Here is a 25,977-nt window from a genome sequence, read left to right as displayed (position 1 = left end):
CGCCGGGCGGCTCAGCGCGGCAACGCCGAACCGAACACCTCGGTCATGGCCTGCCAGTGCCGTTCGGCGGCCGCCGGGTCATACGGCGCGTTGTCGGGAACCGCGAACCCGTGACCAGCCGGATACCACTCGATGGTGTGCTGGACGCCGGCCGCCGTCAGCGCCTTGTCGAGTTGCTCGGCGTCGTCGCGGGTGAAGGACGCGTCGTCTTTGGCGCCGCCCACGTACACCGTGGCGCTGATCCGGTCGGCCAGCAGGTGCGGGCTGTCCGCGGCGTCGGTCACCAGGCCGCCGCCGTGGAACGAGGCCGCCGCGGCGACGCGTTCTGGCACCCGGCCGGCGACCACCAGCGACGTGCGCCCGCCCATGCAGTAGCCGCACACGCCGAAGCGCTCCCCGGACACCTCGGGCCGGGCCGCCAGGTAGTCGAAGAAGGCGCCGGCGTCGCCGGCCATCTTGTCCGGGGTGACGCTGCCGATCATGCCGAACAGCCGCCTGCGCTCCCGCTCGTCGCCGAACACGGTGGCCATGTCGAACGGCGCCCAGTCGCCGCTGCGGTAATACACGTCGGGCAGCAGCACGGCGTAACCGAAACCGGCCAGCTTCGCGGCCATCTGGTCGAAGGTGCCGCGCAGCCCGCCGGCATCGGGGTACATGACCACGCCCGGCCAGGGGACCCGGCCCTCCGGGCCATCCGGTGTGAAGAAGTGGACCGTGCAGGCCCCGTCAGCGGTGGTGATGGTGTCGATGATCTTCGGCATGGCACCCGTTCTACTCCTGGCCCCGAGAGCTAAGCTGGCCGCGTGCCGATCCCGACGCCCTACGAGGACCTGCTGCGCCTGGTGCTCGAGCGGGGCACGGCCAAATCCGACCGCACCGGCACCGGGACCCGCAGCCTGTTCGGCCAGCAGTTGCGCTACGACCTGTCGGCCGGTTTCCCGCTGCTCACCACCAAGAAGGTGCATCTCAAGTCGGTTGTCTACGAGTTGCTGTGGTTCTTGCGCGGTGACTCCAACGTGGCCTGGCTGCACGAGCACGGCATCACCATCTGGGACGAATGGGCAAGTGAGACAGGCGATCTCGGGCCGATCTACGGCGTGCAGTGGCGGTCCTGGCCGACGCCGACGGGCGAGCACGTCGACCAGATCAGCGCGGCGCTGGAATTGCTGCGCACCGATCCCGACTCCCGGCGCATCATCGTGTCGGCGTGGAACGTCGGGGAGATCCCGCAGATGGCGCTCCCGCCGTGTCACGCGTTCTTCCAGTTCTACGTGGCCGACGGCCGGCTGAGCTGCCAGCTCTATCAGCGCAGCGCCGACCTGTTCCTCGGGGTGCCGTTCAACATCGCCAGCTACGCATTGCTCACGCACATGATGGCCGCCCAGGCCGGCTTGGCGGTCGGCGAGTTCGTCTGGACGGGCGGTGACTGCCACATCTACGACAACCACGTCGAGCAGGTGCGCACCCAGCTCGGCCGCGAACCGCGACCTTACCCGGAACTGGTACTGGCGCATCGTGATTCGATCTTCGACTACACCTACGACGACGTCGTGGTGAAGAACTACGACCCGCACCCGGCGATCAAAGCCCCCGTCGCCGTATGACGCGTCTGGGTCTGGTGTGGGCTCAGTCGACGTCCGGCGTCATCGGCCGCGGTGGCGACATCCCCTGGCGAGTGCCCGAGGACCTGGCCCGTTTCAAGGAGCTGACGCTCGGGCACACCGTGGTGATGGGGCGGCGGACGTGGGAGTCGTTGCCGGCGAAGGTGCGGCCGCTGCCGGGCCGCCGCAATGTCGTACTCTCGCGGCGGAGCGACTTCGTGGCCGACGGGGCGGAGGTCGTCGATTCGCTCGAGGCCGCCCTCGCCCGTGCCGAGGACGAGCCGCAGACCTGGGTGATCGGCGGCGAGCAGGTCTATCTGCTCGCCTTGCCGCGCGCCACCCGGTGCGAGGTCACCGAGGTCGAAGTCGACCTGCGGCGCGACGACGACGACGCGTTGGCGCCGGTGCTCGACGACAGCTGGATCGGTGAGACGGGGGAGTGGCAGGTCAGCCGCACCGGGCTGCGGTACCGGCTGCACAGCTACCGTCGGGCATGAGCCCCGGTCCCCGCGACCGTGACATACTCGGACGCGGGGTCGGTCTCACGAGGTCACCACACGTTGCCAGAAGGGGGAATTGGCAGTGATAACCGAACCCGCAAAAACGTTCAACCGCATGTTCAGGGGCTACGACCCGGCCGCGGTGGACGCGCACATCGAGATGTTGGCCACCAAGCAGCAGTTGCTGCTCGACGACGTGGAGAACCTGCGGACCCGGCTGAAAGAGGCCGGCGACGAGACGGCCGCGTTGCGCAAGGAGGTCGCCGTCCTCACCGACACCTCGCCCTCACCGCACGCGATGCAGCGCCGGATGGCGAAGATGCTCAACCGCGCGGTCGACGAGGTGGCCGAGATGCAGGCCGAGGCGCGCAGCGAGGCGGACGCGCTGATCGCGGCGGCCCAGGCGGAGATCGAAGCGGCGCAGCGAAAGCACGAAGAGGAGTTGGCGGAGATGGCCGCCCAACGAAAAGCCATGGAAAACGATTACGAGGAAACCAAGAAGCAGCTCGAGGCCGAGCTGGCCGGCATGCGCGCCGAGACCGAAGCGGCGGTCGACAAGGCCTGGCGCGACGCCCAGCGGGAGGCCGATCACTACCGGGAGCAGGCGCGGCGCGCGGCGGACGAGGCGATCCAACAACGGATCAACGTCCTCGAGCAGCTGATGGGCGTGTACCGCGACCTCGAAGCGGTCCCGGCCGCGCTCGAGTCGGCCTACCAAGAGCAGAAGAACGCGCCGGAAGCCAGCGTCGTGGTGCCGCTGGACGGGAAGGTCAACACGGCCTAGCCGCGTCGCCGCCGGCCGCTGTCGCACCCGAGCGGTATTCTCGGCGCCGTGTCTGTCCGGACCCCCAGGCTGTCGGCCGCGCAAGCCCGGCGGATCGCCGTTGCGGCCCAAGGCTTTAGCGAGCCGCCGCCGTCCGGCCGGATCACCCGTGCCCACCTGAAGCGGCTGATATCGAGAATCCAAGTGCTGCAATTGGATTCGGTGTCGGTCGCGGTGCGCGCCCATTACGCCCCGGTGTTCAGCCGACTCGGCCCCTACGACCGCGACGTGCTGGACCGCGCCGCCTGGGGCCCGCGGTCGTCGCGGCTGCTGGCCGAGTACTGGGCGCACGAGGCCGCGCTGATGGCGGTCGACGACTGGCCGCTGCTGCGCTGGCGGATGCACCAGTACCGGCACGGCCGCTGGGGCACCCACGTCGTCAAGGCCAATCCCCGACTGGCCGAGGACGTCGTCGCCGCCGTCGCCGAACTCGGCCCCAGCACGGCCGGGCAGATCGAGGCGCACCTGGCCTCCAAGTACGCCGCGCCGCGCCGGAAGAAGGGCGCATGGTGGAACCGCAGCGACACCAAGTGGGTCGCGGAGGCGCTGTTCGCCGCCGGCGTGCTCACCACCGCCACGCGAGTGGGCTTTGCCCGCCACTACGACCTGGTGGAGCGGGTGCTGCCGGCGAGCGTGCTGGCCCGCGAGGTCGACGACGCCGAGGCCGTCCGGGAACTGACGCTGCGGGCCGCCACCGCGCTCGGCGTGGCCACCGAAGCCGACATTCGTGACTACTTCCGCCTGTCGGCCCAGCAGGTCAAACCGGCCGTCGCCGACCTGGTGGCCGCGGGGGAGATCGAGCCGGTCGAGGTTGCCGGCTGGCCCGCGCCGGCCTACCTGCGCGCCGGTCGGGCGGTGCCGCGCACCGACCGCGGCACCGCGCTGCTGTGCCCGTTCGACCCGCTGATCTTCTTCCGGCCCCGCGTCGAGCGGCTGTTCGGGTTCCACTACCGCATCGAGATCTACACCCCGGCCGCCCAACGCCGGTACGGCTACTACGTGTGGCCGCTGCTGATGGACGGGCAACTGGTCGCCCGCGTCGACCTGAAGGCGGACCGGGCCGGCGACACGCTGCGCGTCGTCGGCGCGTTCGGCGAACCCGACACCCCGCGACCGCGCGTGGTCGAGGCCATGGCCGGCGAGCTGCGGTCCATGGCGTCCTGGCTGGGCCTGGGCGGGTTCAGCGTCGCGACCCGGGGCGACCTGGCCGCCGACCTGCGGGCGGCCGGCTGATGCGGGCAACGGACAAGGAGCTCAAAGACACGCTCTGGAAGGCGGCCAACAAGCTGCGCGGTTCCCTGCCGGCGAGCCACTACAAGGACGTCATCCTCGGGCTGGTGTTTCTCCAGCACGCGTGCGACGCGCAGTGGGAGTTGTTGAGGCGCAACGCGAAATCGCCGGCGATCGGCCGGCTCGTCGACGACGCGATGGACACCCTCGCGCTGCCGCGGCTGTGCGAGGGGCTCGACCGGCGCCGGCTCGGTGAGCTGGTCTGCCTGCTCGACTCCGCGCGATTCGGCGAACGGGGCCGCGGCCGCGACCTCATGGGTGAGGTGTACGAATACTTCCTGGGCAATTTCGCGCGCGCGGAAGGCCGGCGCGGCGGCGAATTCTTCACCCCGCCCAGCGTGGTTCGGGTGATCGTCGAGATGCTGGAACCCGCAGGCGGGCGGGTCTATGACCCATGCTGCGGCTCGGGCGGGATGTTCGTGCAGACCGAACGGTTCGTCGCGCAGCACGCCGGCGCCCCCGCGGACGTCACCATCTGCGGACAGGAAAGCGTCGAGCAGACCTGGCGGATCGCGCGAATGAACCTCGCCGTGCACGGCATCGACAACACCGGCCTGGGCGAGCGCTGGGGTGACACGCTCCTCGAGGACCAGCACGCCGGCGTGCAGATGGATTACGTGATGGCGAACCCGCCGTTCAACATCAGGGATTGGGCACGCGACGAAGACGACCCGCGCTGGCGCTTCGGCGTCCCGCCCGCCGCCAACGCCAACTACGCATGGATTCAGCACATCCTGTCCAAACTCGCCCCCGGCGGAAAGGCCGGGGTGGTGATGGCCAATGGTTCGATGTCGTCGAACACGCTCGGCGAAGGCGACATTCGCGCCCGGATCGTCGACGCCGACCTGGTCTCGTGCATGGTCGCGCTGCCCGCCCAGCTGTTCCGCAGCACGTCGATTCCGGTGTGCCTGTGGATCTTCGACACGGACAAGGGCGAGCGGTCCGGGCAGGTGCTGTTCATCGACGCCCGTGGGTTCGGCCACCTGGTGAACCGCGCCGAGCGCGCGCTGGCGCACGGGGAAGTCGCCCGCCTCGCCGACACCTATCACGCCTGGCGCGGATCGCGCGCGGCCGCCGCGAAAAACCTCGGCTACCAAGATGTCCCGGGGTTCTGCGGCTCCGCATGCCTCGACGACATCGCCGCGGCCGGCTACACCCTCACGCCCGGCCGCTATGTCGGTGCGCCCGCCGCCGCCGACGACGGCGAGCCGGTAGCGGACAAGATCACCCGGCTGACCGGCGACCTGCTGGCCGCGCTCGACGAATCCGCCCGTCTGGACGATGTCGTGCGCCGGCAACTGGAGCGCCTGCGGTGACGGCCACGCTGGGTGACCACCTGGTCTTCAGCAACGGCAGCAGCGCACCGCGGCGCGCCCCGCGCGGACGCTTTCGCGTCTATGGCGCCAACGGGGCCATCGGCTACTGCAACGAACCCAACGCGGCCGGTCCGCTGATCATCCTGGGACGCGTCGGGGCGCAGTGCGGAAGCCTGCGGTATTGCGACACCGACGTCTGGGTCACCGAGAACGCCGTGGTATGCCGGGCGAAAGACCCACGCGAGACGCGGTATTGGTACTACGCGTTGCACACCTGCCGGCTCGGCGATCACCGCTGCGGATCGGGGCAGCCGCTGCTCAGCCAGCGGACCCTGCGGGCCGTGGCCGTGCGGAGCGTGGGGGCGCCGCGGCGCCGCGCCGTCGCCGAGTTGCTCGGTTCCCTCGACGACAAGGTATCCGCCAACGCGCGGGTGATCGAGACCGCCGAGAACGTGATGGTGGCCATCGCGGGGTCGGCCCGCGAGCGCGTGCCGCTGTCCGCCCTGGCGAGCCGCGCCACGGAGTTCCTCAACGTGGCCGAGTTCGACGAGGTGGTCGCGCACTTCAGCCTTCCCGCGTTCGATGACGGGGCGAACCCGCGCGTCGTGCCCGCCGAGTCCATCCGGAGCGGCAAGTTCCTGTTGTCGGAGCCGTGTGTGTTGTTCGCGAAACTGAACCCCCGGATCCCGCGGATCTGGAACGTGGTCAGCCTGCCCTCGGAAATGGCCTTGGCCAGCAGCGAGTTCGTCGTCCTTACCCCGAGCGGCCTCGACGCGTCGGCCCTGTGGGCGGCCGTGCGGCAGCCGGACGTCTCCGAACGACTGCAACGTCGGGTCGCCGGAACGTCGGGCAGCCATCAGCGGATCCAGCCCCGCGAGCTGCTGGACGTTGCTGTCCCGGACGTCCGGCGCCTGCCCGCCGGTGCCCGGCAAACCATCACCGGCCTGGGAGCGCTGTGCCACGCGCGCCGCACCGAAAGCGTGCGGTTGGCCGCGCTGCGCGACGCGCTGCTGCCGGTGTTGATATCGGGTGAGCTGTCGGTGCGGTCACCGCGTTAAGGTGAGCGCCGTGGCCGAGACCGCGCCGCTACGCGTGCAACTGATCGCCAAGACCGAGTTCCTGGCGCCGCCGGACGTGCCGTGGACCACCGACGCCGACGGCGGCCCGGCGCTGGTCGAATTCGCCGGCCGGGCCTGCTATCAAAGCTGGTCGAAACCCAATCCGAAGACCGCGACCAACGCCGGCTACATCAAGCACATCATCGACGTCGGGCATTTCTCGGTGCTCGAGCACGCGAGCGTGTCGTTCTACATCACCGGCATCTCCAGATCGCTCACCCATGAGCTCATCCGGCACCGGCATTTCTCCTACTCACAGCTCTCACAGCGCTACGTGCCCGAGGGTGATTCGCGAGTCGTCGTGCCCCCGGGCATGGAAGACGACCCCGAACTGCGGCAGATCCTGACCGAGGCCGCCGACGCCGGCCGGGCCGCCTACACCGAGCTGCTGGGCAAGCTCGAGGCGAAACTCGCCGCGGGCCAGCCCAACGCGGTCTTGCGCCGCAAACAGGCGCGCCAGGCCGCCCGCGCCGTGCTGCCCAACGCGACCGAGACCCGCGTCGTCGTGACCGGCAACTACCGGGCCTGGCGGCACTTCATCGCGATGCGCGCCAGCGAGCACGCCGACGTGGAAATCCGGCGGCTGGCCATCGAGTGCCTGCGCCAGCTCGCCGGCGCCGCGCCGGCGGTGTTCGCCGACTTCGAGATCTCGACGCTGGCCGACGGGACCGAGGTGGCCACCAGCCCGCTGGCGACCGAGGCCTGAGTTTCCCGCCGGACCTCCGCGCCGTTACTCAAGCCCTTGCCGCCGCCAGGTAACCTAAAGACCGTGAGCACGGTCGGATTCGACGCCCCGGCACGGTTGGGAACCGTGCTGACCGCGATGGTGACACCGTTTGCTCCCGACGGCTCGCTCGACACCGCCGCCGCGGCACAATTGGCCAACCACCTGGTCGATGCCGGTTGCGACGGCCTGGTGGTCTCCGGAACCACCGGCGAATCGCCGACCACCACCGACGACGAGAAGCGGGACCTGCTGCGCGTCGTGCTGGAGGCGGTGGGTGACCGCGCCCGGGTCATCGCCGGCGCGGGCACCTATGACACCGCCCACAGCGTCCGGCTGGCCAGGGCCTGCGCCGCGGAGGGCGCCCATGGACTGCTGGTGGTCACGCCCTACTACTCGAAGCCGCCGCAGAGCGGGCTGATCGCGCATTTCACCGCCGTCGCCGACGCCACCGAGCTGCCCGTGCTGCTCTACGACATCCCGCCACGCTCGGTGATCCCGATCGCGACCGAAACCATTCGTGCGCTGGCCGCCCACCCCAACATCGTGGGAATCAAGGACGCCAAGGCCGACCTGCACAGCGGCGGCCAGATCATCGCCGAGACCGGGCTGGCCTACTACTCCGGCGACGACGCACTGAACCTGCCGTGGCTGGCCATGGGCGCCACCGGTTTCATCAGCGTGATCTCGCATCTGGCCGCCGGCCAGCTCCGAGAGATGTTGGCGGCCTTCGCTTCCGGCGACATCGCCACCGCGCGCAAGATCAACGTCACCGTCGCCCCGCTGTGCGACGCGATGAGCCGGCTGGGCGGCGTCACGATGTCCAAGGCGGGTCTGCGCCTGCAGGGCATCGAGGTCGGCGATCCCCGGTTGCCGCAGATGCCCGCAACGCCCGAGCAGATGGATGCGCTGGCCGCCGATATGCGCGCGGCATCGGTGCTCCGGTGAGCTGAAGGGGCCCGTAAGTGGATGTAGACCTCGCCCCTCCCGGTCCCTTGACCACTGGCGGGCTGCGGGTCACCGCGCTGGGCGGCATCAGCGAAATCGGCCGCAATATGACGGTTTTCGAACACCTCGGCCGGCTGCTGATCATCGACTGCGGGGTGATGTTCCCCACCCACGACGAGCCGGGAGTGGACCTGATACTTCCGGACCTGCGCCACATCGAGGACCGGCTCGACGACATCGAGGCGCTGGTGCTGACCCACGCGCACGAGGACCACATCGGTGGCATCCCGTTCCTGCTCAAGCTGCGCCCGGACATCCCCGTCGTCGGGTCGAAGTTCACCCTGGCGCTGGTCGCCGCCAAATGCCGCGAACACCGGCTCAAGCCGGTGTTCGTCGAGGTCACCGAGGGACAGCGGAGCACCCACGGCGTGTTCGAGTGCCAGTACTTCGCCGTCAACCACTCCATCCCCGACGCGCTGGCGATCGCCGTGCACACCGGCGCGGGCACCGTCCTGCACACCGGCGACATCAAGCTCGACCAGCTGCCCCTCGACGGCCGGCCCACCGATCTGCCCGGGATGTCGCGGCTCGGCGACGCCGGGGTGGACCTGTTCCTGTGCGACTCGACCAACTCCGAGATCCCCGGCGTGGGGCCGTCGGAAAGCGAAGTGGGGCCGACGCTGCACCGCCTGATCCGGGGCGCCGAGGGGCGCGTGATCGTGGCGTGCTTCGCCTCCAACGTGGACCGCGTCCAGCAGATCATCGACGCGGCCGTGGCTTTGGGCCGGCGGGTGTCGTTCGTCGGGCGGTCGATGGTGCGCAACATGGGCATCGCCCGCGAGTTGGGATTCCTGCGGGTCGATGATTCCGACGTGATCGACATCGGCGCCGCCGAGCTGATGCCGCCCGAGCGGGTGGTGCTGATCACCACCGGCACCCAGGGCGAACCCATGTCGGCGCTGTCACGGATGTCGCGCGGCGAGCATCGCAGCATCACGCTCACCGCGGGGGACCTGGTGGTGCTGGCCTCCTCGCTGATCCCCGGCAACGAGGAGGCCGTCTACGGCGTGATCGACGCGCTCGCCAAGATCGGGGCCCGGGTCGTCACCAACGCCCAAGCGCGCGTGCATGTCTCGGGTCACGCCTACGCCGGTGAGCTGTTGTTCCTCTACAACGGCGTGCGCCCGCGCAACGTCATGCCCGTGCACGGCACCTGGCGGATGCTGCGCGCCAACGCGAAGCTGGCGGCCAGCACCGGTGTGCCGGAGGAGTCAATCCTGTTGGCCGAGAACGGCGTCAGCGTCGACCTGGTCGCCGGCACGGCGTCGATCGCCGGGGCGGTGCCGGTCGGCAAGATGTTCGTCGACGGACTGATCGGCGGCGACGTCGGCGACATCACGTTGGGCGAACGGCTCATCCTGTCGTCGGGTTTCGTCGCGGTGACCGTGGTCGTCCATCGCGGCACCGGGCGCCCGGCGGCCGCCCCACACCTGCACTCGCGGGGGTTCTCCGAAGATCCCAAGGCGCTGGAACCCGCCGTGCGCCGGGTCGAGGCGGAGCTGGAATTGCTCGCCGCCGACAGCATCACCGACCCGGGGCGCATCGCCCAGGCCGTGCGCCGCACCGTCGGCAAGTGGGTGGGCGAGACCTACCGCCGGCAGCCGATGATCGTGCCGACGGTCATCGAGGTCTGAGGCGCTCGGCCCGCCTAGGTCAAGCCCAGGCTGTTCTTGAGAGATCCCGCGATCTCAGCCAGCGCCGCGACCAGTCGTTCGTCCTCGCCGTCGGTGGCCGCGGTGGCGGTGGCCACTGCGTTCCGCAGCGCCTCGTTGATGCGCTCTTCCACCACCGCGGCGCCCAGCCTCAGCAGGCCCGGTTCGATGGTGAGGGCGGTCAACCCGCGGTGCGGATCCAGGGTCACTTCGACGCTCTCGTTTTCGTCTGTCGCCGTCACCGTTTCCGTGTGCGTTCGGTGCATGTGGTCGTCGAGGACCGACTGAAACTGCTGGGCCTGCCGCAGCGCCTCGGCGACCTGCGGGTGCATTTCGGCGGTCATGGGCGTCCTTACTTCCGGGAGCGCTGCGGGTCCGGCGGCAACCGTCAGTGTAATTCGATTCGCCCGCCGACCGTATGCGTTTAGCCATGCCATCGGCTTGTGCTGAATTGGACCCGCCTTCTTTGTAGGGAATCCAGTTAACAGTTGCGGTCGGGGCTCCGACCATAATTCGTGCGCCGGGGATGCTGGGAGCGGCGTTACGCTCAACGGGTGAACGCGGTGCTCAGGCCCAACGTCCACCAAGCCCGAAAGCACGAAGGGAATTGCCGATGTCTGTGTTCGCCGCAGCCGCGAAGTTGATCGCCAGCCTGGCCGCCCTGGGGCAACAAGGCGCGGGCCTGGGCCTCGACAGCAGCGGCTGGAGCGGCTCGGAATCGAGCGCCGAAGGCAAGGCCGTGACCGGCTTGAATATGGCGGGTGACGGCGGGTCCCTGGTATTGAATCCTTTTGCCGGGTACATGATCTCCGGGTACATCAAGTCGCTCCCCCAAGATGCTCAAGAACAATTTTTCGGGCAGCTTGGAGGTTTGAAGGGCGCAAAACAACACGCTCAAGGACTCAGCATCATCTCCTGGACGATTACTACCGTCGAATTATTGGCGCTGACGGCCGGATTCGGTACACCGTACGAGGGCGATTCCCTCAAAGGCGGATCGCAGCAATTCACGACGCTCGCCGAGCAGCTGAAGTCCGCCCTTCCGGACACCGGCTGGGAGGGCAGCGCTTCGGACGCCTATGCCGGGCTGGACACGGCGCTCCGTAACGCCGCCCAGACCATGGCCGGTCTTGATGACCAGCTGGCGGCCCTCGTGAAAGCGCAGGCCGAGTGGGTCGGCCATATGCAATTGGCGTTCGGCATATTGAAGGATTTTCTTCTGGTGGCCCTCGTCATCGAGATGACCATTACGTTTACGGTGCCCGCCCCGGCCGGTCCCGTCGCGGCGAAAGCCTTCGCAATCACGGTTGCGGTCCTCGGGATTGGTGCTGCCGTGAGCTTCCTTGGCACGTTGCTCGGATATTCCATCGAGCACGCCACAAAGGCGGATGCTTTGGCCGTCACGTACTCGGAGCTGGCGGGTGCGATCGTTCAAAACGGTGCGTTCACCGAGACGGGGGTAGCCACCGCGACGGAGTCCACGGTGGCCAGCTTCGAGGCGATATCGGCCGGTATGTCCGGTACGTCGGCCGCCGTCGGCGGGCCGAGCGTCGCCTCGCGGGCCGGCGAGGCCGACGGACCCGCGAAGAGCGCACCCGACCAAACGGCCCCGTCCACGTCGACGGCCAACATGCCCACGTTGGTGCAGCTGGCGGCAACGACAGGGCAGGCCACGAACCTGTCCAGCCACGAAGACCTCGTCAACCAGGCCCGCGGCCAGTTGCGCACCCTCGCTCAAGCGGCCCGGCAGGGCAAGGTGGCACAAACTCCGGCGGCGACCGCCGAGGAGGTCCGCGCCGCAGACGGCGACGTCGAGGGCACGGGGGCGGGGCTGGGAACACTCGGCGCTGAGCGCGCGCCCGTCGAGGCGGCACCGGCCGACGCCCCCACGGCGCAGGCGCCACGTGGAGTCGAGCGCGCCGTGTGATGCCGATTTTCCAGCCGACCATGTTGTGGCACAACCGGATACAGCAGTCCAGGGCAAAGGAGGAGTGACTTATGGCCGACCTGATCGTCACGCCGGAACACCTCAAGAAGCTGGCAACAGCACAAGACCAAGCGGCTACCCAAGCCTCGACCGCCGGTACGGCAGGCGACAACATCAAGGCTGCCGTCTGGGTCACCCACGGCATCGTGAGCGGGGCGTCCAACGTGGCCTTCACCAACGCCGCGGCCGCGCGGAAGAGCACGGCCGAGGCCATGAGCAAGGCGTCGACCGAGCTCTCCGGCAAGTTGCGCACCGCGAGAGCCGTTTACCAAAGCGCCGACGACGAAACAAGCAGGAACATCGACGCGCAGGTGCTCGAGCGCTGATCGCGTCGAGTGGGGGAAGCATCTGACCGGGGCTCGATCCGCCGACCATTGACGTCATTCTTTGCAAAGGAGGAGCCATGTCGCAGCCCACCGACGACGCTTTGGCCGCCCTGAATTTCACCGCGGACATGTCCGGTTCCGGCGACCCGGCGCCATCGGATGCGTTGGACTTTTCAGCTCCCAAAGACGGCAAAGGCAGCGAGTCGGTCATCGAGGCATTGGGCGAGTTCTCGCCGAACGAGCCGGTCGATACCACAACCGACTTGGACGCGATCAACTCGCAGAGTCCGGCTTCCGGGGAACCGCAGAAGGACGCCGTCGAAGTCGTCACGGTGACAAACCCGCCCGGGACCGTGTCGGTGTCGGTGCTCTTGGACGGCACCATGGAAAGTGTCGGGTTGTCACCGAAGGTGACGGGCATGACCGAAGCCGAGCTCGCGGACGAGATACTGGTCATTGCCGCCCTGGCCCGGCAGCAGGGATTGGCTGCGCAGCAAAGCTATTGGCTGGACGGGTCTTCCCTGTCGGAAGTCATGCGTGAGGTGGGGTCTGACGGCGCCGACGCCGTACAAGAGTTCATGGAGCAGGGCCTCGGTTTAACATCACCGGAGTCGGCCGCTGTGGCGCAGGCTGAGGTGTTCGCCACCCGGTACCACAGCAAGAGATGACGTGTTGGTGGCTGCGCGTCGCAGTTCCGCGGAACGTGCGCCGTCACACCTTCTCCGCATAGGCCGACCACTCCACTTGGGAGGCAGTGAGTTTGCGGCCGGTGGGTGCGACGTAACGCGCAACCAGCTCGTCGGGGCCGGCCTGCTCGAGCAGCCGCCAGCCGTACTCGCCGACGAACCCGCCGACCTCGTCGGGCTGCAGGCCGAAGTGCCACAACTGTCGCCGCTGGCGCACGCTGCGATAGAGCGTGCGGGTGCCGTATCGATTGGTGCCGTCGATGAAATCTCGCCGGACGTAGGTGAAGACCAAACGGCTGCCGGGCGCCACCGCGCGCAACCCCTCCAAGGTTCGCCGGACGGTCTTCTCGCTGAGGTACTGGGTTACGCCCTCGCAGATGAAGAACGTCCGGTAGTCGGTGTGGTAGCCGTGCTCGGCCAGGGAGGTGAGCAGGTCGTCCCGCTCCAGGTCCAGTGCCACCTGCCGCACGGACATCGGCGGTCCGCCCAGCACCCGCCGGACCGTCTTGAGCTTGCGGGCGATGTTGACCGGCAGGTCGACCTCGAAGACGGGGATGCGGACCTGCCGCGTCAAAAGGTAAGCACGCGTGTCCAATCCGGCGCCGAGGATGACGACCGCGTCGATGCCGTCCAGCGCTTCGGCCAGCTTGTCGCCGATGAATCGCTTACGGCAGGCCAGATTCGCCCACAGGCCGCGGCCGGACCACTCCGATGCGCGCATCATCAAGCGGCGCACCGGCGCCGCGCGGGTCGCCGCGACGAGCCAGCGCAGCGGCGCCGGCAGGAACAGCTCCGCGAGATCGTCGTCCACCAGGCGGCGGCCCGGCGGCTCGTTGTGTTCGACGGCCGCCAACACCACCGGTCCGAAGGCGGTCTGGGCGGCGGGATTTCGGGCCATGGGCCGCTACTTGTTCAGGAATCCGGCGTCGACGGGCAATGTCACGCCGGTGATGTAGCGGGCCTGGTCGGACACCAGCCACGCCACCGCGTTGGCGACGTCTTCGACTTGCAGGACCTCCACCGGCATGGCGTTGCCCATGGCCCCGGGCGTGTCGGTCGCGGCGGCCATCTTGGCCAGCCACTCCCGGGTGAACTCGTTGTTGATCATCGGCGTTTCGACTCCGGACGGGTGGATCGAGTTGACTCGAATATACTGCGTGGCAAGCAGATTCGCGTACACTCGCATCAGCCCCACCACGCCGTGCTTGGCGGCGGCGTAGCCGACCGAACCCGCGTCCGGGCTTCCGACGCCGGCCAGGCCGGCGCTCGAACTGATCAGCACGATCGAGCCGCCGGTGCCCTGCTTGACCATGGTCGGGATGGCGGCCTTGATGGTGTTGTAGACGCCGGTGAGGTTGACGTCGATGACGTCGCGCCAGCCGTCGTCACCGGACTGCATCGGAGCGATGCCGGCGTTGGCCACGACGATGTCGAGCCGGCCGAACTCGTCCAGGCCCGACTGCAGCGCGGCCGACAGTGATGCGCGCTCGCGCACGTCGCCGCGAGCGGCCACGATGCGCGCACCGGTGTCCTCGACCAGCTTGACGGTCTCCGCCAGGTCCTCCGCGGTGGCCAGGGGGTAGGGGACGCTGGCGATCTGCTCGCACAGGTCGACCGCGATGATGTTCGCGCCGTCGGCGGCGAGCCGCACCGCATGCGCGCGTCCCTGCCCGCGCGCCGCGCCGGTGATGAAGGCGACCTTGCCTTCGAGTGGCCGGGTCATCACGACCGCAGCTGACCCTTGTCCGGGTCCCCCGCGGGAACCGGCTGCAGCATCTTGATGTCGGGCGCCCCGGCGAGGTGCTCGCCGGCCGCGCCGAACATCTTGCCGATGGCCGGCGCGGTGCTGTGGGCCTTGAGCGCCTCTTCGTCGGCCCACTGCTCGACGAACACGAAGGTCTCGCCCGATTGGTGCAGCGAGTACAACTGGCAGCCCGGTTCGTTGTGCACTTCCTCCACCGCCTGCGTGAGGATGTCGCGGACTGCGTCGACCGACTCGGGTTTGACGGTCATGGTGGCAACGACGACGACGGGCATGCTGGGGCCTCCTGGGGCAACGGGTGGGGGTGACGCGCATGACTTCTGTTATCTAAATCACCGCTTGTCTACCCTACTCACGCGGTCCGGCGGAGGACCCGCCAGATGGCGCACGGGCCGAATCGTTACCCGTGTGGCGGGTGGTGCAGATGATGTCGATGCGACTACCCTGGCCGATATGGCTAACAAGACCGCCGCCCGCTCCAAGGCCAGAACGAGCAGGTCAAAGGCCCCTGCGCGGAGTGGGTCGGGTCGCGCGCGGCCGGCGGCGCCCCGCAAACGGCCGAGCAGGCCTGCCAGGCGGCGTAACCATTCGCTGCTGGTGGCCGCCGGACTGACCGGCGGCCGCGCTTTGCGCGCCACCTGGCTGATGGCCGCGCGGAGCACCGGGGGCGCGGCGCGGTCGATCGGACGGGCCCGCGACATCGACCCGGGACACCGCCGCGACGGCATCGCGCTGATGCTGCTCGCGATTTCCGTCGTGGTCGCCGCGAGCTCGTGGTTCCACGCCGCCCGGCCGGTCGGCGCGTGGGTCGACACGCTGTTGCGCACCTTCATCGGGGCGGGCGTTCTGGCGCTCCCGGTCGTCACCGCCGGCGTGGCGGTGGCGCTGATGCGCACCCAGCCCAATCCCGACGCGCGGCCGCGGCTGATCCTGGGCGCCACCCTGATCGCCCTTTCCGTGCTCGGGCTGCGCCACCTGTGGTCCGGCTCGCCCGAGGACCCGGAGGCCCGGCGCCGCGCGGCCGGATTCGTCGGCTTCGCGATCGGGGGCCCGCTCTCGGACGGGCTGACCGCCTGGATCGCCGCGCCGCTGTTGTTCATCGGCTTCATGTTCGGCCTGCTGTTGCTGACCGGGACGACCATCCGGGAGGTGCCCGACGCGGTGCGCGCCATGTTCGGCGCCCGACTGCTCGGCGACGACGAATACGACTACGACGACTACGACGACCACGGCGACTACGACGACGCCGATCCCCTTGCGGCCGAGGGCTTCTCCGACGGCTTCCCCGACGAGACGGTGCCGGCCCCCGGCGACGAGCCGCCGGCCTGGGCGGTCGACCCGGCCCCCGCCCTGCGCGACAACGAGGACGACATTCCCACCACGCCGGAGCCGGCCATCGGGAAGAGCCGCCGTCGCCCCAAGAAGCAGACCGAGGTGCTGGACCGGGTCGTCGAGGGCCCCTACACCCTGCCCTCGCTGAACCTGCTGGTCGCCGGTGACCCGCCCAAGAAGCGCAGCGCCGCCAACACCGTCATGGCCGACGCCATCAGCGAGGTGCTGACCCAGTTCAAGGTCGACGCCGCGGTCACCGGCTGCACCCGCGGGCCCACCGTCACCCGCTACGAGGTCGAACTCGGGCCCGGCGTGAAGGTGGAGAAGATCACCGCGCTGCAGAAGAACATCGCCTACGCGGTGGCCACCGAGAGCGTGCGCATGCTGGCCCCGATCCCGGGCAAGTCCGCCGTGGGCATCGAGGTGCCCAACACCGACCGCGAGATGGTGCGGCTGGCCGACGTGCTGACCGCGCCGTCGACCCGCCGCGACCACCACCCGCTGGTGATCGGGCTGGGCAAGGACATCGAGGGCGACTTCATCTCGGCCAACCTGGCCAAGATGCCGCACCTGCTGGTCGCCGGCTCCACCGGGTCCGGCAAGTCCAGCTTCGTCAACTCCATGCTGGTCTCGCTGCTGACTAGGGCCACCCCCGAGGAGGTCAGGATGATCCTGATCGACCCGAAGATGGTGGAGCTGACGCCGTACGAGGGCATCCCGCACCTGATCACGCCGATCATCACCCAGCCCAAGAAGGCGGCGGCCGCGCTGGCCTGGCTGGTCGAGGAGATGGAGCAGCGCTACCAGGACATGCAGGCCTCCCGGGTGCGCCACATCGACGACTTCAACGAGAAGGTGCGCTCCGGGGCGATCACCGCGCCGCTGGGCAGCCAGCGCGAATACCGGCCCTACCCGTACGTCGTGGCGATCGTCGACGAGCTGGCCGACCTGATGATGACCGCCCCCCGCGACGTCGAGGACGCCATCGTCCGGATCACCCAGAAGGCCCGCGCGGCGGGCATTCACCTGGTGCTGGCCACCCAGCGCCCGTCGGTGGACGTGGTCACCGGCCTGATCAAGACCAACGTGCCGTCGCGGCTGGCGTTCGCCACGTCGTCGCTGACCGACAGCCGGGTCATCCTGGACCAGGCGGGCGCCGAGAAGCTGATCGGCATGGGCGACGGCCTGTTCCTGCCGATGGGCGCGGGCAAGCCGATCCGGTTGCAGGGTGCGTTCATCACCGACGAGGAGATCCAGGCCGTCGTCGCCGCCTGCAAGGACCAGGCCGAACCCGAGTACACCGAGGGCGTCACCACGGCCAAGCCCACCGGCGAGCGCACGGACGTCGACCCCGACATCGGCGACGACATGGACGTCTTCCTGCAGGCCGTCGAGCTGGTGGTGTCCAGCCAGTTCGGCTCCACCTCGATGCTGCAGCGCAAGCTGCGCGTCGGCTTCGCCAAGGCCGGCCGGCTGATGGACCTGATGGAGACCCGCGGCATCGTCGGGCCCAGCGAGGGATCCAAGGCGCGCGAGGTGCTGGTCAAGCCCGACGAGCTGGCCGGGACGCTGGCGTTGATCCGCGGCGGCAGCGACGCCGACGGCGGCGACCCCGACGAGTAGCTTGGCGAGCAGACGCAAAATCGCACGTGTAGGGCCGTCTCAATGAGAATTTGCGTCTGCTCGCGGGACTACAGCACCAGCAGCATCCGGGAGTTGCCGAGGATGTTGGGTTTGACGTAGCTCAGGTCCAGGAACTCGGCGACACCGATGTCGTAAGAGCGGCACATCTCCTCGAACACCTCCGCGGTCACCGGCGTGCCCTCGATCTCGGTGAACCCGTGCTTGCCGAAGAACTCGGTCTCGAACGTCAACACGAACAGCCGCTTCAGTTGCAGCTCGCGCGCGACGGCCAGCAGCCGGTCGACGATCGCGTGGCCGATGCCGTGGCCGGTCATCGCCGGGTCGACGGCGACCGTGCGGATCTCGCCCAGGTCGGACCACATCACGTGCAGCGCGCCACAACCCACCACGTCGCCTTCGCGCTCGGCCACCCAGAACTCCTGGACCGCCTCGTACAGCGTCACCAGGTTCTTCTCGAGCAGGATCTTGCCGGCGTAGGTGTCGACGAGTCGCTTGATGGCGGGGACATCGGACGTTCGCGCGCGTCGCACCAGACAGTCCTGCGAGCTTTCGGTCACGGCTAACAGTATCGGCATCCGGGACGGGCGTGCTGACCAACAGTTATTCTGTTGCCGTGTCGGGGCAGCCGCAAACGGGTCCGGTGATGGGACCCCCAGGCCGCGTCCACATCGCAAACCTCGCCAACACGCTGACGCTGCTCCGGCTGGTGTTGGTCCCGGTCTTCCTGCTCGCGCTGTTCGCCAAGGACGGCCACGAGATCGCCTTTCGGATCGTGGCGTTCGTGATCTTCACGCTCGCGGTCATCACCGATCGGCTGGACGGCCTGCTGGCCCGCAACTACGGAATGGCAACCGAATTCGGCGCGTTCGTCGATCCGATCGCGGACAAGACGCTGATCGGGTCGGCGCTGATCGGGCTGTCGATGCTCGGCGACCTGCCCTGGTGGGTCACGGTGGTCATCCTGGCCCGCGAGCTCGGCGTGACCGTGCTGCGCCTGGCCGTCATTCGCCGCGGCGTCATCCCGGCCAGTTGGGGCGGCAAGATCAAGACGGTGGTGCAGTCCGTGGCGATCGGCTTGTTCATCCTGCCCCTGTCCGGTCCCTTCCGCGTGACGGCCGCGGTGGTGATGGGCGCGGCCATCCTCCTGACCATTGTCACCGGCATCGACTACGTCGTGTCGACCGTCCGCGAAGTGCGCCGCACCACCGACTGAATCTGTCCCGCGGAACGGGAACCAAGACCCCGCCGGCCGCGTTCCACCTAATGAGCGCCTGCCGGACGGGGCCGTTTCGCTCCGGGCGCGGGCTGACTGGACGAAGGAGGGCGGAACATGCCGCCATTAGTGCGCGAGGTCATCGGCGACGTGCTGCGGGAGTCCCGGATGACACAGGGCCGGACGCTGCGCGAGGTGTCCGATTCGGCGCGGGTGAGCCTCGGCTATCTGTCCGAGGTCGAACGCGGGCGCAAGGAGCCCTCCAGCGAGCTGCTCAACGCCATCTGCGACGCCTTGCGGGTGCCGCTGTCGTCGGTCCTGATCGACGCGGGCGAGCGGATGGCCGGTGTGGAGCGGACGCCCGCCGACGGGCTGCGCGGTCCGAGCATCGACGCCGACACCAAGGTCGTCATCCCGCCGGTGGCGTCCCTGGCGATCGCCTGAACGCGGCCCGCACCCGGGATCCCGCGTCAGGGGTAGGGCGATCGGCGCCGACCCACTAAATTGAGCGACAGGCGACGGGCCCATCCAGGGGCCGTCCGGCCCACAAGAAGCGAAGGTGGAGCTCACTCATGGCCAATCCGTTCGTCAAAGCGTGGAAGTACCTCATGGCGCTGTTCAACGCGAAGATCGACGAGCACGCCGACCCCAAAGTGCAGATCCAGCAGGCCATCGAGGAAGCGCAACGCACGCATCAGGCGCTCACCCAGCAGGCGGCGCAGGTGATCGGCAACCAGCGGCAACTGGAGATGCGGCTCAACCGGCAGCTCGCCGACATCGAAAAGCTTCAGGTCAACGTGCGTCAGGCGCTGACGCTGGCCGACCAGGCCACCGCAGCCGGTGACGCCGCCAAGGCCACCGAGTACAACAACGCCGCCGAGGCGTTCGCGGCCCAGCTGGTGACCGCCGAGCAGAGCGTCGAAGACCTCAAGACGCTGCACGATCAGGCGCTGAACGCGGCGGCGCAGGCCAAACGGGCGGTCGAACAGAACGCCATGGTGTTGCAGCAGAAGATCGCCGAGCGCACCAAACTGCTCAGCCAGCTCGAGCAGGCCAAGATGCAGGAACAGGTCAGCGCATCGCTGCGGTCGATGAGCGAGATCGCCGCGCCCGGCAACGTTCCCAGCCTCGACGAGGTGCGCGACAAGATCGAACGCCGCTACGCCACCGCGATGGGTGCCGCCGAATTGGCCCAGGGCTCGGTGCAGGGGCGCATGCTCGAGGTCGAGCAGGCCGGTGTGCAGATGGCCGGCCATTCCCGGCTGGAGCAGATCCGCGCCTCGATGCGCGGCGAAGCCTTGCCGACCGGAGCGACGCCGGCCGCCGGGGCCACTCCGGAGGCGACCGCCGCGCCCGCGGAGACCAGCGGGGGCGCGACCACCGAGAAGCCTTTTGGCCAGTAACGCGGTGTCGGCGGTGAGCGAGACGCGGCGCGGCCTTTGGCGCACGTTGCTCGGGCGTGGGATGGCCACCGCCGCCGACCTGTCCGGCCTGGTGGCCGAGAAGATCAGCGCCGCCGCGGATCCCCGCGCTCGGCTGCTGCGGCGCCGCCGCCGCGCGCTGCGATGGGGCCTGATCTTCAGCGCCGGCTGCGTGTTCTGGGCGGCCGTCACGATGCTGCTGGCCGCCTGGGGCTGGTTCGCGCTGCTGCTGGAGATCACCGGCGCCGTCGCGGTCGTCATGGCCGTCCCGGCGACGCTGCTGTTGTTCCGCTACCGGTGGCTGCGTTCCGAGCCGCTGCCCACACCGCGCCCCACCAACGTCCGTCGGCTGCCGCCGCCCGGCTCGGCGGCGCGCCCCGCGATGTACGCGCTGGGTGCCTCCGAACGCGGTTTCCTCTCCCTGCTGAACGTGATCGAACGGGGCTCGATGTTGCCGACGGCCGAGATCCGCGACCTGAGCGCGGCGGCCAACAAGACCTCGGCGGCCATGGCGGCCACCGCCGCGGAGGTGGTGTCGATGGAGCGGGCGGCGCAGTCCAGCGAATCGTCACGGTCGTATCTGGTGCCGACCATCAACGCGTTCACCGCACAGTTGAGCGCCGGCGTTCGCCAGTACAACGAAATGGTCACCGCCGCAGCCCAATTGGTGTCGTCGGCCAACGGTGACCAGTTGGCCGCCTCGCAGCGCTACCGCGCCGAGCTGGCCGGGGCGACCGACCGCCTGGTCGGTTGGGCGCAGGCGTTCGACGAACTCGGCGGGCTGCGCGGCGCCAGCTGATGACCGCGGGCTAGAACGTCGCCCTGAGCGACGGCAGCACCACGGCCGCCAGGCCACGAAGGGTGGCCTTGAACATGTCGAAGAAGTCAAAGTAGTCGCGCCACAACGTGATTCGCCCGTCGTGGACTTCGAACACCCCGCACACCCAGAACTGGAGCCGCAGCGGGCCGAAGATGAGGGCGTCGGTGCGCTCGGTGAGCACCGCCCCGCCGTCGGCGGCGATGCGATGGATCTTCACCTCGAAGGCGGCGCGGCCGTCCATCTGGCGAAACAGCTTCATAGCCCGGACGCGGCCGTGAATCGTCGGCAACCCGACGTTCTCGTAGACGAGGTTGTCGTCCAGCGCCGCGTCGGCGGCGTCGTAGTCCGCGTCCTGCAGGGCGTTGAGGAAGCCCTCGACCGTGCGGGTGTTCGCAACGGCGGTACCGGTCAGCTCGGTCATGACTGCCAGCGTAGGCGAGCGTGCGGGTCGCGCGCTGTGGCAGGGTGAGGCCGATGCGTGTCGCTGTGGTCGCCGGGCCGGATCCCGGTCACTCGTTTCCCGCGATCGCGCTGTGCCAACGCTTCGCCGAGGCCGGCGACCAGCCCACGCTGTTCACCGGCGGTCAGTGGCTCGACACCGCCCGCGCCGCCGGCGTCGACGCCGTCGCGTTGGACGGTCTGGTGGCCACCGACGACGACGTCGACGCCGGGGCCCGCATCCATCGGCGCGCGGCGCGGATGGCCGTCCTCAACGCGCCCGCGCTGCGCGACCTGGCGCCCGACCTGGTGGTCTCCGACGTCATCACCGCAGGCGGCGGCATGGCCGCCGAGCTGCTGGGCATCCCGTGGATCGAGCTCGACCCGCATCCGCTGTACCTGCCGTCGAAGGGGCTGCCGCCGATCGGCAGCGGACTGGCGCCGGGCACCGGCCTGCGCGGCCGGCTCCGCGACGCCGCGATGCGCGCGCTGACCGCGCGGTCCTGGCGCGCGGGCCTGCGGCAGCGCGCCGCCGCGCGGGTCGAGATCGGGCTGCCGGCCCGTGACCCCGGGCCGCTGCGGCGCCTGATCGCCACCCTGCCGGCCCTGGAGGTGCCGCGGCCGGACTGGCCGCCGGAGGCCGTGCTGGTGGGGCCCCTGCACTTCGAACCGACCGATCGGGTGCTGGACATCCCGGCCGGCTCGGGGCCCGTGGTGGTGGTCGCGCCGTCGACCGCATTGACCGGGACCGAGGGGCTGGCCGAGGTCGCGCTGGCTCACCTGCGGCCGGGGGAGACGCTCCCGGCCGGATCGCGGCTGGTGGTCTCGCGGCTGGGCGGGGCGGATCTGCAGGTGCCGCCGTGGGCGGTGGTCGGGCTGGGCAGCCAGGCCGAGCTGTTGACGCACGCCGACGTGGTGGTCTGCGGCGGCGGGCACGGCATGGTGGCCAAGACGCTGCTGGCGGGGGTGCCGCTGGTGGTGGTGCCCGGGGGCGGGGACCAATGGGAGATGGCCAACCGGGTGGTCCGGCAGGGCAGCGGGCGGCTGATCCGGCCGCTGACCCCCGAGGCGCTGGTCGCCGCGGTCAACGAGGTGCTGTGCTCGCCCGGATACCGGGCAGCCGCCCGGGCCGCCGCCGCTAGCATCGCCAGCGTGGCCGATCCGGTCCGCGTGTGCCACGAAGCGCTCGCCCCTGCGGGATGATTGGCCGGTTCGCGACGGGAGGGCAATGGCAATGAGGACGATCGCCGCCGGCGGCCTGCTTCTGGCCCTGGTGTTCGGCTCGGGCATCGCGCACGCCGACAGCGGCGACGAGCAGCAGGCCTGCCAGTTGATGGACGACCCGGCGGCCGCTCAGCAGGGATTCGAGCCGGTCGAATACGCCTTCATGCAGTTGCGTTCCAGGATGTCGGCGGAGCGCGCGCGGACCATCATGTCCGAGGCCGTTCAGGACTACTGCCCGAATCACTGGGCCGACCTGCCGGCCAGCTGGCGGTGACGGGGCCGGTGTCTGATCACTGCACCGGTGGGTATCTTGCTGGCGTGCGGTTAACGGAATTCAACGAGCGGGTCGTGCTGCGCTTCGGCGCGGCGTACGGCTCTTCGGTGCTGGCGGACCACGTGCTGACCGGATTCGACGGCCGCACCGCCAACCAGGCGATCGAGGACGGCGTCGAGCCCCGCGACGTGTGGCGGGCCCTGTGCGTCGACTTCGACGTGCCGCGCGACCAGTGGTGAATCCGGGCTATCCGCGGGTGCGGCGCGGTGTTCGGCGCAACACGCAGTCGCCGCACACCGATCCGCCGGGCACGCGGTAGAACAGGCAGCAACTGCGCCGCCTGAAGTCGAGAAGGGCGCCGGTGACGGCGCCGGATCCGGCCAGCGTGCCGGTGTCCAGCAGCGAGTTCGTCACCTCTACGATCGGGCCGCGCAGGCCGGGCCGCGCCGTCAGCAGGGCGCGGGACGCCCCGACCAGCGCGGAGGCGATGTTGCCCGCCAGCAGGGCCGGCGCCAGCTTGACCCGCAGTCCGGCGGCGAGCGGCCGCAGGTGCTGTTCGACGACGATGCGGTAGAGCAATCCCGCCGACGGCCGGTCGACGGGCCGCCCGACGGGTGCGGGCAACCGCAGTTGCGCCCCCTCGTCGGCGCGTTGCAGGTCGTCGAGGTCGGGCACGACCCCATGGCCCAGCGCGCACGCGAGCACCGGTGACCACAGGCGGGTGGCGTGACCGAGCTGGACCAGCGAGGCCGCGATCCGCAGGTCCGTCGTGCGATAGCGCCTCGCGGTGGCGTCGACCAAGTCGGTGAAGCCGTCGGCGTACGACCGACCGACCGGGTGCCATCCGGCCGCGTCGCCACCCACGGTCAACGCGAAAAACCCATGGAGGGAAGAGATTTCGGCCAGCTCAGCAGAGATGTCCATGTGTGCGCGACCAAGCCTCCTTCAAGGGGAGATCCGCCCCGACATCCTGGGGGAGCGCCGACGGCGAGTGTCCGGCTCACGGGGCGGACCCCGGTCGGGCGGGACCGCACCGGATTCACGCCGGTTTCCTCAGGCTCGTCGGGCTTTATCGGCCCCGTCGGGCTTCATCGGCCCTGTCGGCGCCTTTCGGCAGCAGATGTTGCCACATGGGGTTGCCGGGCCCGGCGTGTCCACTTGAATCGAACACGTGTTCGGCTACTGTGGGGAACGTTCGGTGAGTCAACTTGTCGGTGGCCTTCTCTAGTGTCACGGCCAACCGACCGACACCGGTCACCGAACACACCGAACCATAGGAGAGGCACCATGGCGCAAGCCCCCGACCGCGAGAAGGCTCTCGAGCTGGCGATGGCCCAGATCGAAAAGAGCTACGGCAAAGGCTCGGTGATGCGTCTCGGCGACGAGATGCGTCAGCCGATCTCGGTCATCCCGACCGGATCCATCGCACTGGACGTGGCCCTGGGCATCGGCGGGCTGCCCCGCGGCCGGGTCGTGGAGATCTACGGCCCGGAATCCTCGGGTAAGACCACCGTCGCCCTGCACGCGGTGGCCAACGCCCAGGCCGCCGGTGGCGTCGCGGCGTTCATCGACGCCGAGCACGCCCTGGACCCCGATTACGCCAAAAAGCTTGGCGTGGACACCGATTCCCTGCTGGTGAGCCAGCCCGACACGGGGGAGCAGGCCCTCGAGATCGCCGACATGCTGATCCGCTCCGGCGCGCTGGACATCCTGGTCATCGACTCGGTGGCGGCCCTGGTGCCCCGCGCGGAACTCGAGGGCGAGATGGGTGACAGCCACGTCGGGTTGCAGGCCCGGCTGATGAGCCAGGCGCTGCGGAAAATGACCGGCGCGCTGAACAATTCGGGAACCACCGCGATCTTCATCAACCAGCTGCGCGAGAAGATCGGGGTGATGTTCGGCAGCCCGGAAACCACCACTGGTGGAAAGGCCTTGAAGTTCTACGCGTCGGTGCGCATGGACGTGCGCCGGATCGAGACGCTCAAGGACGGCACCAACGCGGTCGGCAACCGCACCCGCGTCAAGGTCGTCAAGAACAAGGTGTCGCCGCCGTTCAAGCAGGCCGAATTCGACATCCTCTACGGCAGGGGGATCAGCCGGGAGGGCTCGCTGATCGACATGGGCGTGGAGCAGGGCTTCATCCGCAAGTCCGGTTCCTGGTTCACCTACGAAGGCGAGCAGCTCGGTCAGGGCAAGGAGAACGCCCGCACCTTCCTGATGGAAAACGACGAGGTGGCCAACGAGATCGAGAAGAAGATCAAGGAAAAGCTCGGCATTGGTGCGGTCGTGACCGATGGCTTGTCCGATGACAGCGTCCTGCCCGCCCCCGTCGATTTCTGAGCCCTCCCGCGAGGAGCAGGCGCGGACGCTGTGCCTGCGCCTGCTCACCGCGCGGGCGCGCACCCGGGCCGAGCTGCACGGCCAGCTGGCGAAACGCGGTTACCCCGAGGACGTCAGCGCTTCGGTGCTCGACCGGCTCGCCGCCGTCGGCCTGGTCGATGACACCGACTTCGCACAACAGTGGGTGCAGTCCCGCCGGGCGAAAAGCCGCCGGGCCCTGGCCGCCGAACTGCACACCAAGGGCGTCGACGGGGACGTGATCGCCACGGCGCTGTCCGAAATCGACGCGGGAGCCGAACGGGGCCGGGCCGAGCAGTTGGTGCGGGCGAAGCTGCGCCGGGAAACGCTCGACGGCGACGACGCGCGGGTGACCCGCCGGCTGGTCGGAATGCTCGCGCGTCGCGGCTACAGCCAGAACCTCGCGTGCCAAGTGGTCCTGGCCGAGCTGGCCGCCGAACGGGAGCGCCGCCGAGTTTAG

General features: G+C 69.4%; 30 protein-coding genes. 22 read left to right on the top strand and 8 right to left on the bottom strand.

What is annotated here, in order from left to right:
- Positions 1 to 11: 11 nt before the first annotated feature.
- A complete protein-coding gene (locus U8D42_RS13375) occupies positions 12 to 761 on the bottom strand; it encodes a dienelactone hydrolase family protein (protein WP_322860041.1) in 750 nt (249 codons plus the stop codon).
- Between the two features lie 42 nt (positions 762 to 803).
- Here U8D42_RS13375 and U8D42_RS13370 point away from each other — a divergent pair, with 42 nt between their 5' ends.
- The 9 genes from U8D42_RS13370 (at position 804) to U8D42_RS13330 (ending at position 10,014) form a co-directional block, all read left to right on the top strand.
- Positions 804 to 1,604 (top strand): thymidylate synthase, encoded by an 801-nt coding sequence (locus tag U8D42_RS13370; protein WP_322860042.1) that lies wholly within the window; start codon positions 804 to 806, stop codon positions 1,602 to 1,604.
- Complete coding sequence (locus tag U8D42_RS13365) at positions 1,601 to 2,098, top strand: dihydrofolate reductase (protein WP_085242024.1); 498 nt, start codon at positions 1,601 to 1,603, stop codon at positions 2,096 to 2,098. The genes U8D42_RS13370 and U8D42_RS13365 overlap by 4 nt, the downstream gene beginning before the upstream one ends.
- An 85-nt stretch (positions 2,099 to 2,183) precedes the next feature.
- On the top strand, positions 2,184 to 2,885 hold the full coding sequence (locus U8D42_RS13360) for a DivIVA domain-containing protein (protein WP_085242023.1): 702 nt from the start codon (positions 2,184 to 2,186) through the stop codon (positions 2,883 to 2,885).
- A gap of 18 nt (positions 2,886 to 2,903) precedes the next feature.
- A complete protein-coding gene (locus U8D42_RS13355) occupies positions 2,904 to 4,157 on the top strand; it encodes a winged helix-turn-helix domain-containing protein (RefSeq protein WP_322860186.1) in 1,254 nt (417 codons plus the stop codon).
- A complete protein-coding gene (locus U8D42_RS13350) occupies positions 4,157 to 5,530 on the top strand; it encodes an N-6 DNA methylase (RefSeq protein ID WP_322860043.1) in 1,374 nt (457 codons plus the stop codon). The genes U8D42_RS13355 and U8D42_RS13350 overlap by 1 nt, the downstream gene beginning before the upstream one ends.
- Positions 5,527 to 6,588, top strand: coding sequence for a restriction endonuclease subunit S (locus U8D42_RS13345; RefSeq protein ID WP_322860044.1), 1,062 nt, complete (start codon positions 5,527 to 5,529; stop codon positions 6,586 to 6,588). Before U8D42_RS13350 ends, U8D42_RS13345 begins: the two co-directional genes overlap by 4 nt.
- 10 nt (positions 6,589 to 6,598) lie before the next feature.
- Positions 6,599 to 7,354, top strand: a complete 756-nt coding sequence (thyX, locus tag U8D42_RS13340; RefSeq protein WP_322860045.1) for an FAD-dependent thymidylate synthase — start codon at positions 6,599 to 6,601, stop codon at positions 7,352 to 7,354.
- Between the two features lie 63 nt (positions 7,355 to 7,417).
- Positions 7,418 to 8,320: a 4-hydroxy-tetrahydrodipicolinate synthase gene (dapA, locus tag U8D42_RS13335; protein WP_322860046.1), complete on the top strand. Its 903-nt coding sequence runs from the start codon at positions 7,418 to 7,420 to the stop codon at positions 8,318 to 8,320.
- Positions 8,321 to 8,337: 17 nt separating this feature from the next.
- Positions 8,338 to 10,014 carry a ribonuclease J gene (locus U8D42_RS13330; protein ID WP_322860047.1) on the top strand — a complete coding sequence of 559 codons (1,677 nt, stop codon included), beginning with the start codon at positions 8,338 to 8,340 and terminating at the stop codon, positions 10,012 to 10,014.
- A gap of 14 nt (positions 10,015 to 10,028) precedes the next feature.
- Here U8D42_RS13330 and U8D42_RS13325 read toward each other — a convergent pair whose 3' ends face one another.
- Complete coding sequence (locus U8D42_RS13325; protein WP_322860048.1) at positions 10,029 to 10,376, bottom strand: YbaB/EbfC family nucleoid-associated protein; 348 nt, start codon at positions 10,374 to 10,376, stop codon at positions 10,029 to 10,031.
- Positions 10,377 to 10,645: 269 nt separating this feature from the next.
- On the opposite strand from U8D42_RS13325, the gene U8D42_RS13320 reads away from it, so the two are divergent.
- From U8D42_RS13320 to U8D42_RS13310, 3 genes are all read left to right on the top strand, one after another.
- Entirely contained in the window at positions 10,646 to 11,959 is a 1,314-nt protein-coding gene (locus tag U8D42_RS13320) for an EspA/EspE family type VII secretion system effector (RefSeq protein WP_322860049.1), read from the top strand.
- Positions 11,960 to 12,030: 71 nt separating this feature from the next.
- The gene (locus U8D42_RS13315; RefSeq protein ID WP_085242016.1) at positions 12,031 to 12,345 is read left to right on the top strand and encodes an ESX-1 secretion-associated protein; all 315 of its coding nucleotides are present in this window, start codon (positions 12,031 to 12,033) and stop codon (positions 12,343 to 12,345) included.
- A 77-nt stretch (positions 12,346 to 12,422) separates the two neighbouring features.
- A complete protein-coding gene (locus U8D42_RS13310; protein ID WP_322860050.1) occupies positions 12,423 to 13,013 on the top strand; it encodes a hypothetical protein in 591 nt (196 codons plus the stop codon).
- A gap of 43 nt (positions 13,014 to 13,056) precedes the next feature.
- On the opposite strand, the gene U8D42_RS13305 is transcribed toward U8D42_RS13310, so the two are convergent.
- The 3 genes from U8D42_RS13305 to U8D42_RS13295 are packed head-to-tail and all read right to left on the bottom strand — an operon-like array spanning position 13,057 to position 15,068.
- A complete protein-coding gene (locus tag U8D42_RS13305) occupies positions 13,057 to 13,929 on the bottom strand; it encodes an SAM-dependent methyltransferase (protein ID WP_322860051.1) in 873 nt (290 codons plus the stop codon).
- Between the two features lie 6 nt (positions 13,930 to 13,935).
- Positions 13,936 to 14,757 (bottom strand): mycofactocin-coupled SDR family oxidoreductase, encoded by an 822-nt coding sequence (locus U8D42_RS13300; protein ID WP_142278429.1) that lies wholly within the window; start codon positions 14,755 to 14,757, stop codon positions 13,936 to 13,938.
- Complete coding sequence (locus U8D42_RS13295) at positions 14,754 to 15,068, bottom strand: putative quinol monooxygenase (RefSeq protein ID WP_085242012.1); 315 nt, start codon at positions 15,066 to 15,068, stop codon at positions 14,754 to 14,756. Before U8D42_RS13295 ends, U8D42_RS13300 begins: the two co-directional genes overlap by 4 nt.
- Here U8D42_RS13295 and U8D42_RS13290 point away from each other — a divergent pair.
- On the top strand, positions 15,067 to 17,748 hold the full coding sequence (locus U8D42_RS13290; RefSeq protein WP_431523767.1) for a DNA translocase FtsK 4TM domain-containing protein: 2,682 nt from the start codon (positions 15,067 to 15,069) through the stop codon (positions 17,746 to 17,748). The genes U8D42_RS13295 and U8D42_RS13290 overlap by 2 nt on opposite strands.
- Before the next feature lie 68 nt (positions 17,749 to 17,816).
- Here the strand turns inward: U8D42_RS13290 and U8D42_RS13285 are convergent, their stop codons facing one another.
- Positions 17,817 to 18,344 carry an amino-acid N-acetyltransferase gene (locus U8D42_RS13285; RefSeq protein WP_085242010.1) on the bottom strand — a complete coding sequence of 176 codons (528 nt, stop codon included), beginning with the start codon at positions 18,342 to 18,344 and terminating at the stop codon, positions 17,817 to 17,819.
- A gap of 38 nt (positions 18,345 to 18,382) precedes the next feature.
- Here U8D42_RS13285 and pgsA point away from each other — a divergent pair, with 38 nt between their 5' ends.
- The 4 genes from pgsA (at position 18,383) to pspM (ending at position 21,202) form a co-directional block, all read left to right on the top strand.
- The gene (pgsA, locus tag U8D42_RS13280; protein ID WP_322860053.1) at positions 18,383 to 18,982 is read left to right on the top strand and encodes a CDP-diacylglycerol--glycerol-3-phosphate 3-phosphatidyltransferase; all 600 of its coding nucleotides are present in this window, start codon (positions 18,383 to 18,385) and stop codon (positions 18,980 to 18,982) included.
- A 117-nt stretch (positions 18,983 to 19,099) separates the two neighbouring features.
- Complete coding sequence (gene clgR / locus U8D42_RS13275) at positions 19,100 to 19,426, top strand: transcriptional regulator ClgR (protein WP_085242009.1); 327 nt, start codon at positions 19,100 to 19,102, stop codon at positions 19,424 to 19,426.
- A gap of 128 nt (positions 19,427 to 19,554) precedes the next feature.
- The gene (pspA, locus tag U8D42_RS13270) at positions 19,555 to 20,385 is read left to right on the top strand and encodes a phage shock protein PspA (protein ID WP_322860054.1); all 831 of its coding nucleotides are present in this window, start codon (positions 19,555 to 19,557) and stop codon (positions 20,383 to 20,385) included.
- A 61-nt stretch (positions 20,386 to 20,446) separates the two neighbouring features.
- Complete coding sequence (pspM, locus tag U8D42_RS13265) at positions 20,447 to 21,202, top strand: phage shock envelope stress response protein PspM (protein ID WP_322860187.1); 756 nt, start codon at positions 20,447 to 20,449, stop codon at positions 21,200 to 21,202.
- 10 nt (positions 21,203 to 21,212) lie between these two features.
- Here pspM and U8D42_RS13260 read toward each other — a convergent pair whose 3' ends face one another.
- Complete coding sequence (locus U8D42_RS13260) at positions 21,213 to 21,644, bottom strand: limonene-1,2-epoxide hydrolase family protein (RefSeq protein WP_322860055.1); 432 nt, start codon at positions 21,642 to 21,644, stop codon at positions 21,213 to 21,215.
- Between the two features lie 53 nt (positions 21,645 to 21,697).
- On the opposite strand from U8D42_RS13260, the gene U8D42_RS13255 reads away from it, so the two are divergent.
- Genes U8D42_RS13255 through U8D42_RS13245 form a run of 3 tightly spaced genes read left to right on the top strand, consistent with a single transcriptional unit; the run spans position 21,698 to position 23,398 of the window.
- Positions 21,698 to 22,864 (top strand): glycosyltransferase, encoded by a 1,167-nt coding sequence (locus tag U8D42_RS13255; RefSeq protein WP_322860056.1) that lies wholly within the window; start codon positions 21,698 to 21,700, stop codon positions 22,862 to 22,864.
- A gap of 31 nt (positions 22,865 to 22,895) precedes the next feature.
- Entirely contained in the window at positions 22,896 to 23,159 is a 264-nt protein-coding gene (locus U8D42_RS13250) for a hypothetical protein (RefSeq protein WP_085239985.1), read from the top strand.
- Between the two features lie 44 nt (positions 23,160 to 23,203).
- Positions 23,204 to 23,398, top strand: coding sequence for a DUF3046 domain-containing protein (locus tag U8D42_RS13245; RefSeq protein ID WP_085239986.1), 195 nt, complete (start codon positions 23,204 to 23,206; stop codon positions 23,396 to 23,398).
- 7 nt (positions 23,399 to 23,405) lie between these two features.
- On the opposite strand, the gene U8D42_RS13240 is transcribed toward U8D42_RS13245, so the two are convergent.
- On the bottom strand, positions 23,406 to 24,083 hold the full coding sequence (locus U8D42_RS13240; RefSeq protein WP_322860057.1) for a (2Fe-2S)-binding protein: 678 nt from the start codon (positions 24,081 to 24,083) through the stop codon (positions 23,406 to 23,408).
- Between the two features lie 363 nt (positions 24,084 to 24,446).
- Here U8D42_RS13240 and recA point away from each other — a divergent pair, with 363 nt between their 5' ends.
- Both recA and recX read left to right on the top strand, forming a co-directional pair.
- Positions 24,447 to 25,499, top strand: coding sequence for a recombinase RecA (gene recA / locus U8D42_RS13235; RefSeq protein ID WP_007171543.1), 1,053 nt, complete (start codon positions 24,447 to 24,449; stop codon positions 25,497 to 25,499).
- A complete protein-coding gene (recX, locus tag U8D42_RS13230; RefSeq protein ID WP_322860058.1) occupies positions 25,465 to 25,977 on the top strand; it encodes a recombination regulator RecX in 513 nt (170 codons plus the stop codon). The genes recA and recX overlap by 35 nt, the downstream gene beginning before the upstream one ends.

The organism is Mycobacterium europaeum (assembly GCF_034555895.2).
In the GTDB taxonomy this organism is placed as follows: Bacteria; Actinomycetota; Actinomycetes; order Mycobacteriales; family Mycobacteriaceae; genus Mycobacterium; species Mycobacterium europaeum.
The sequence above is the reverse complement of the archived record's forward strand: the minus strand, read 5'-3'. Positions and strand labels throughout refer to the sequence as shown.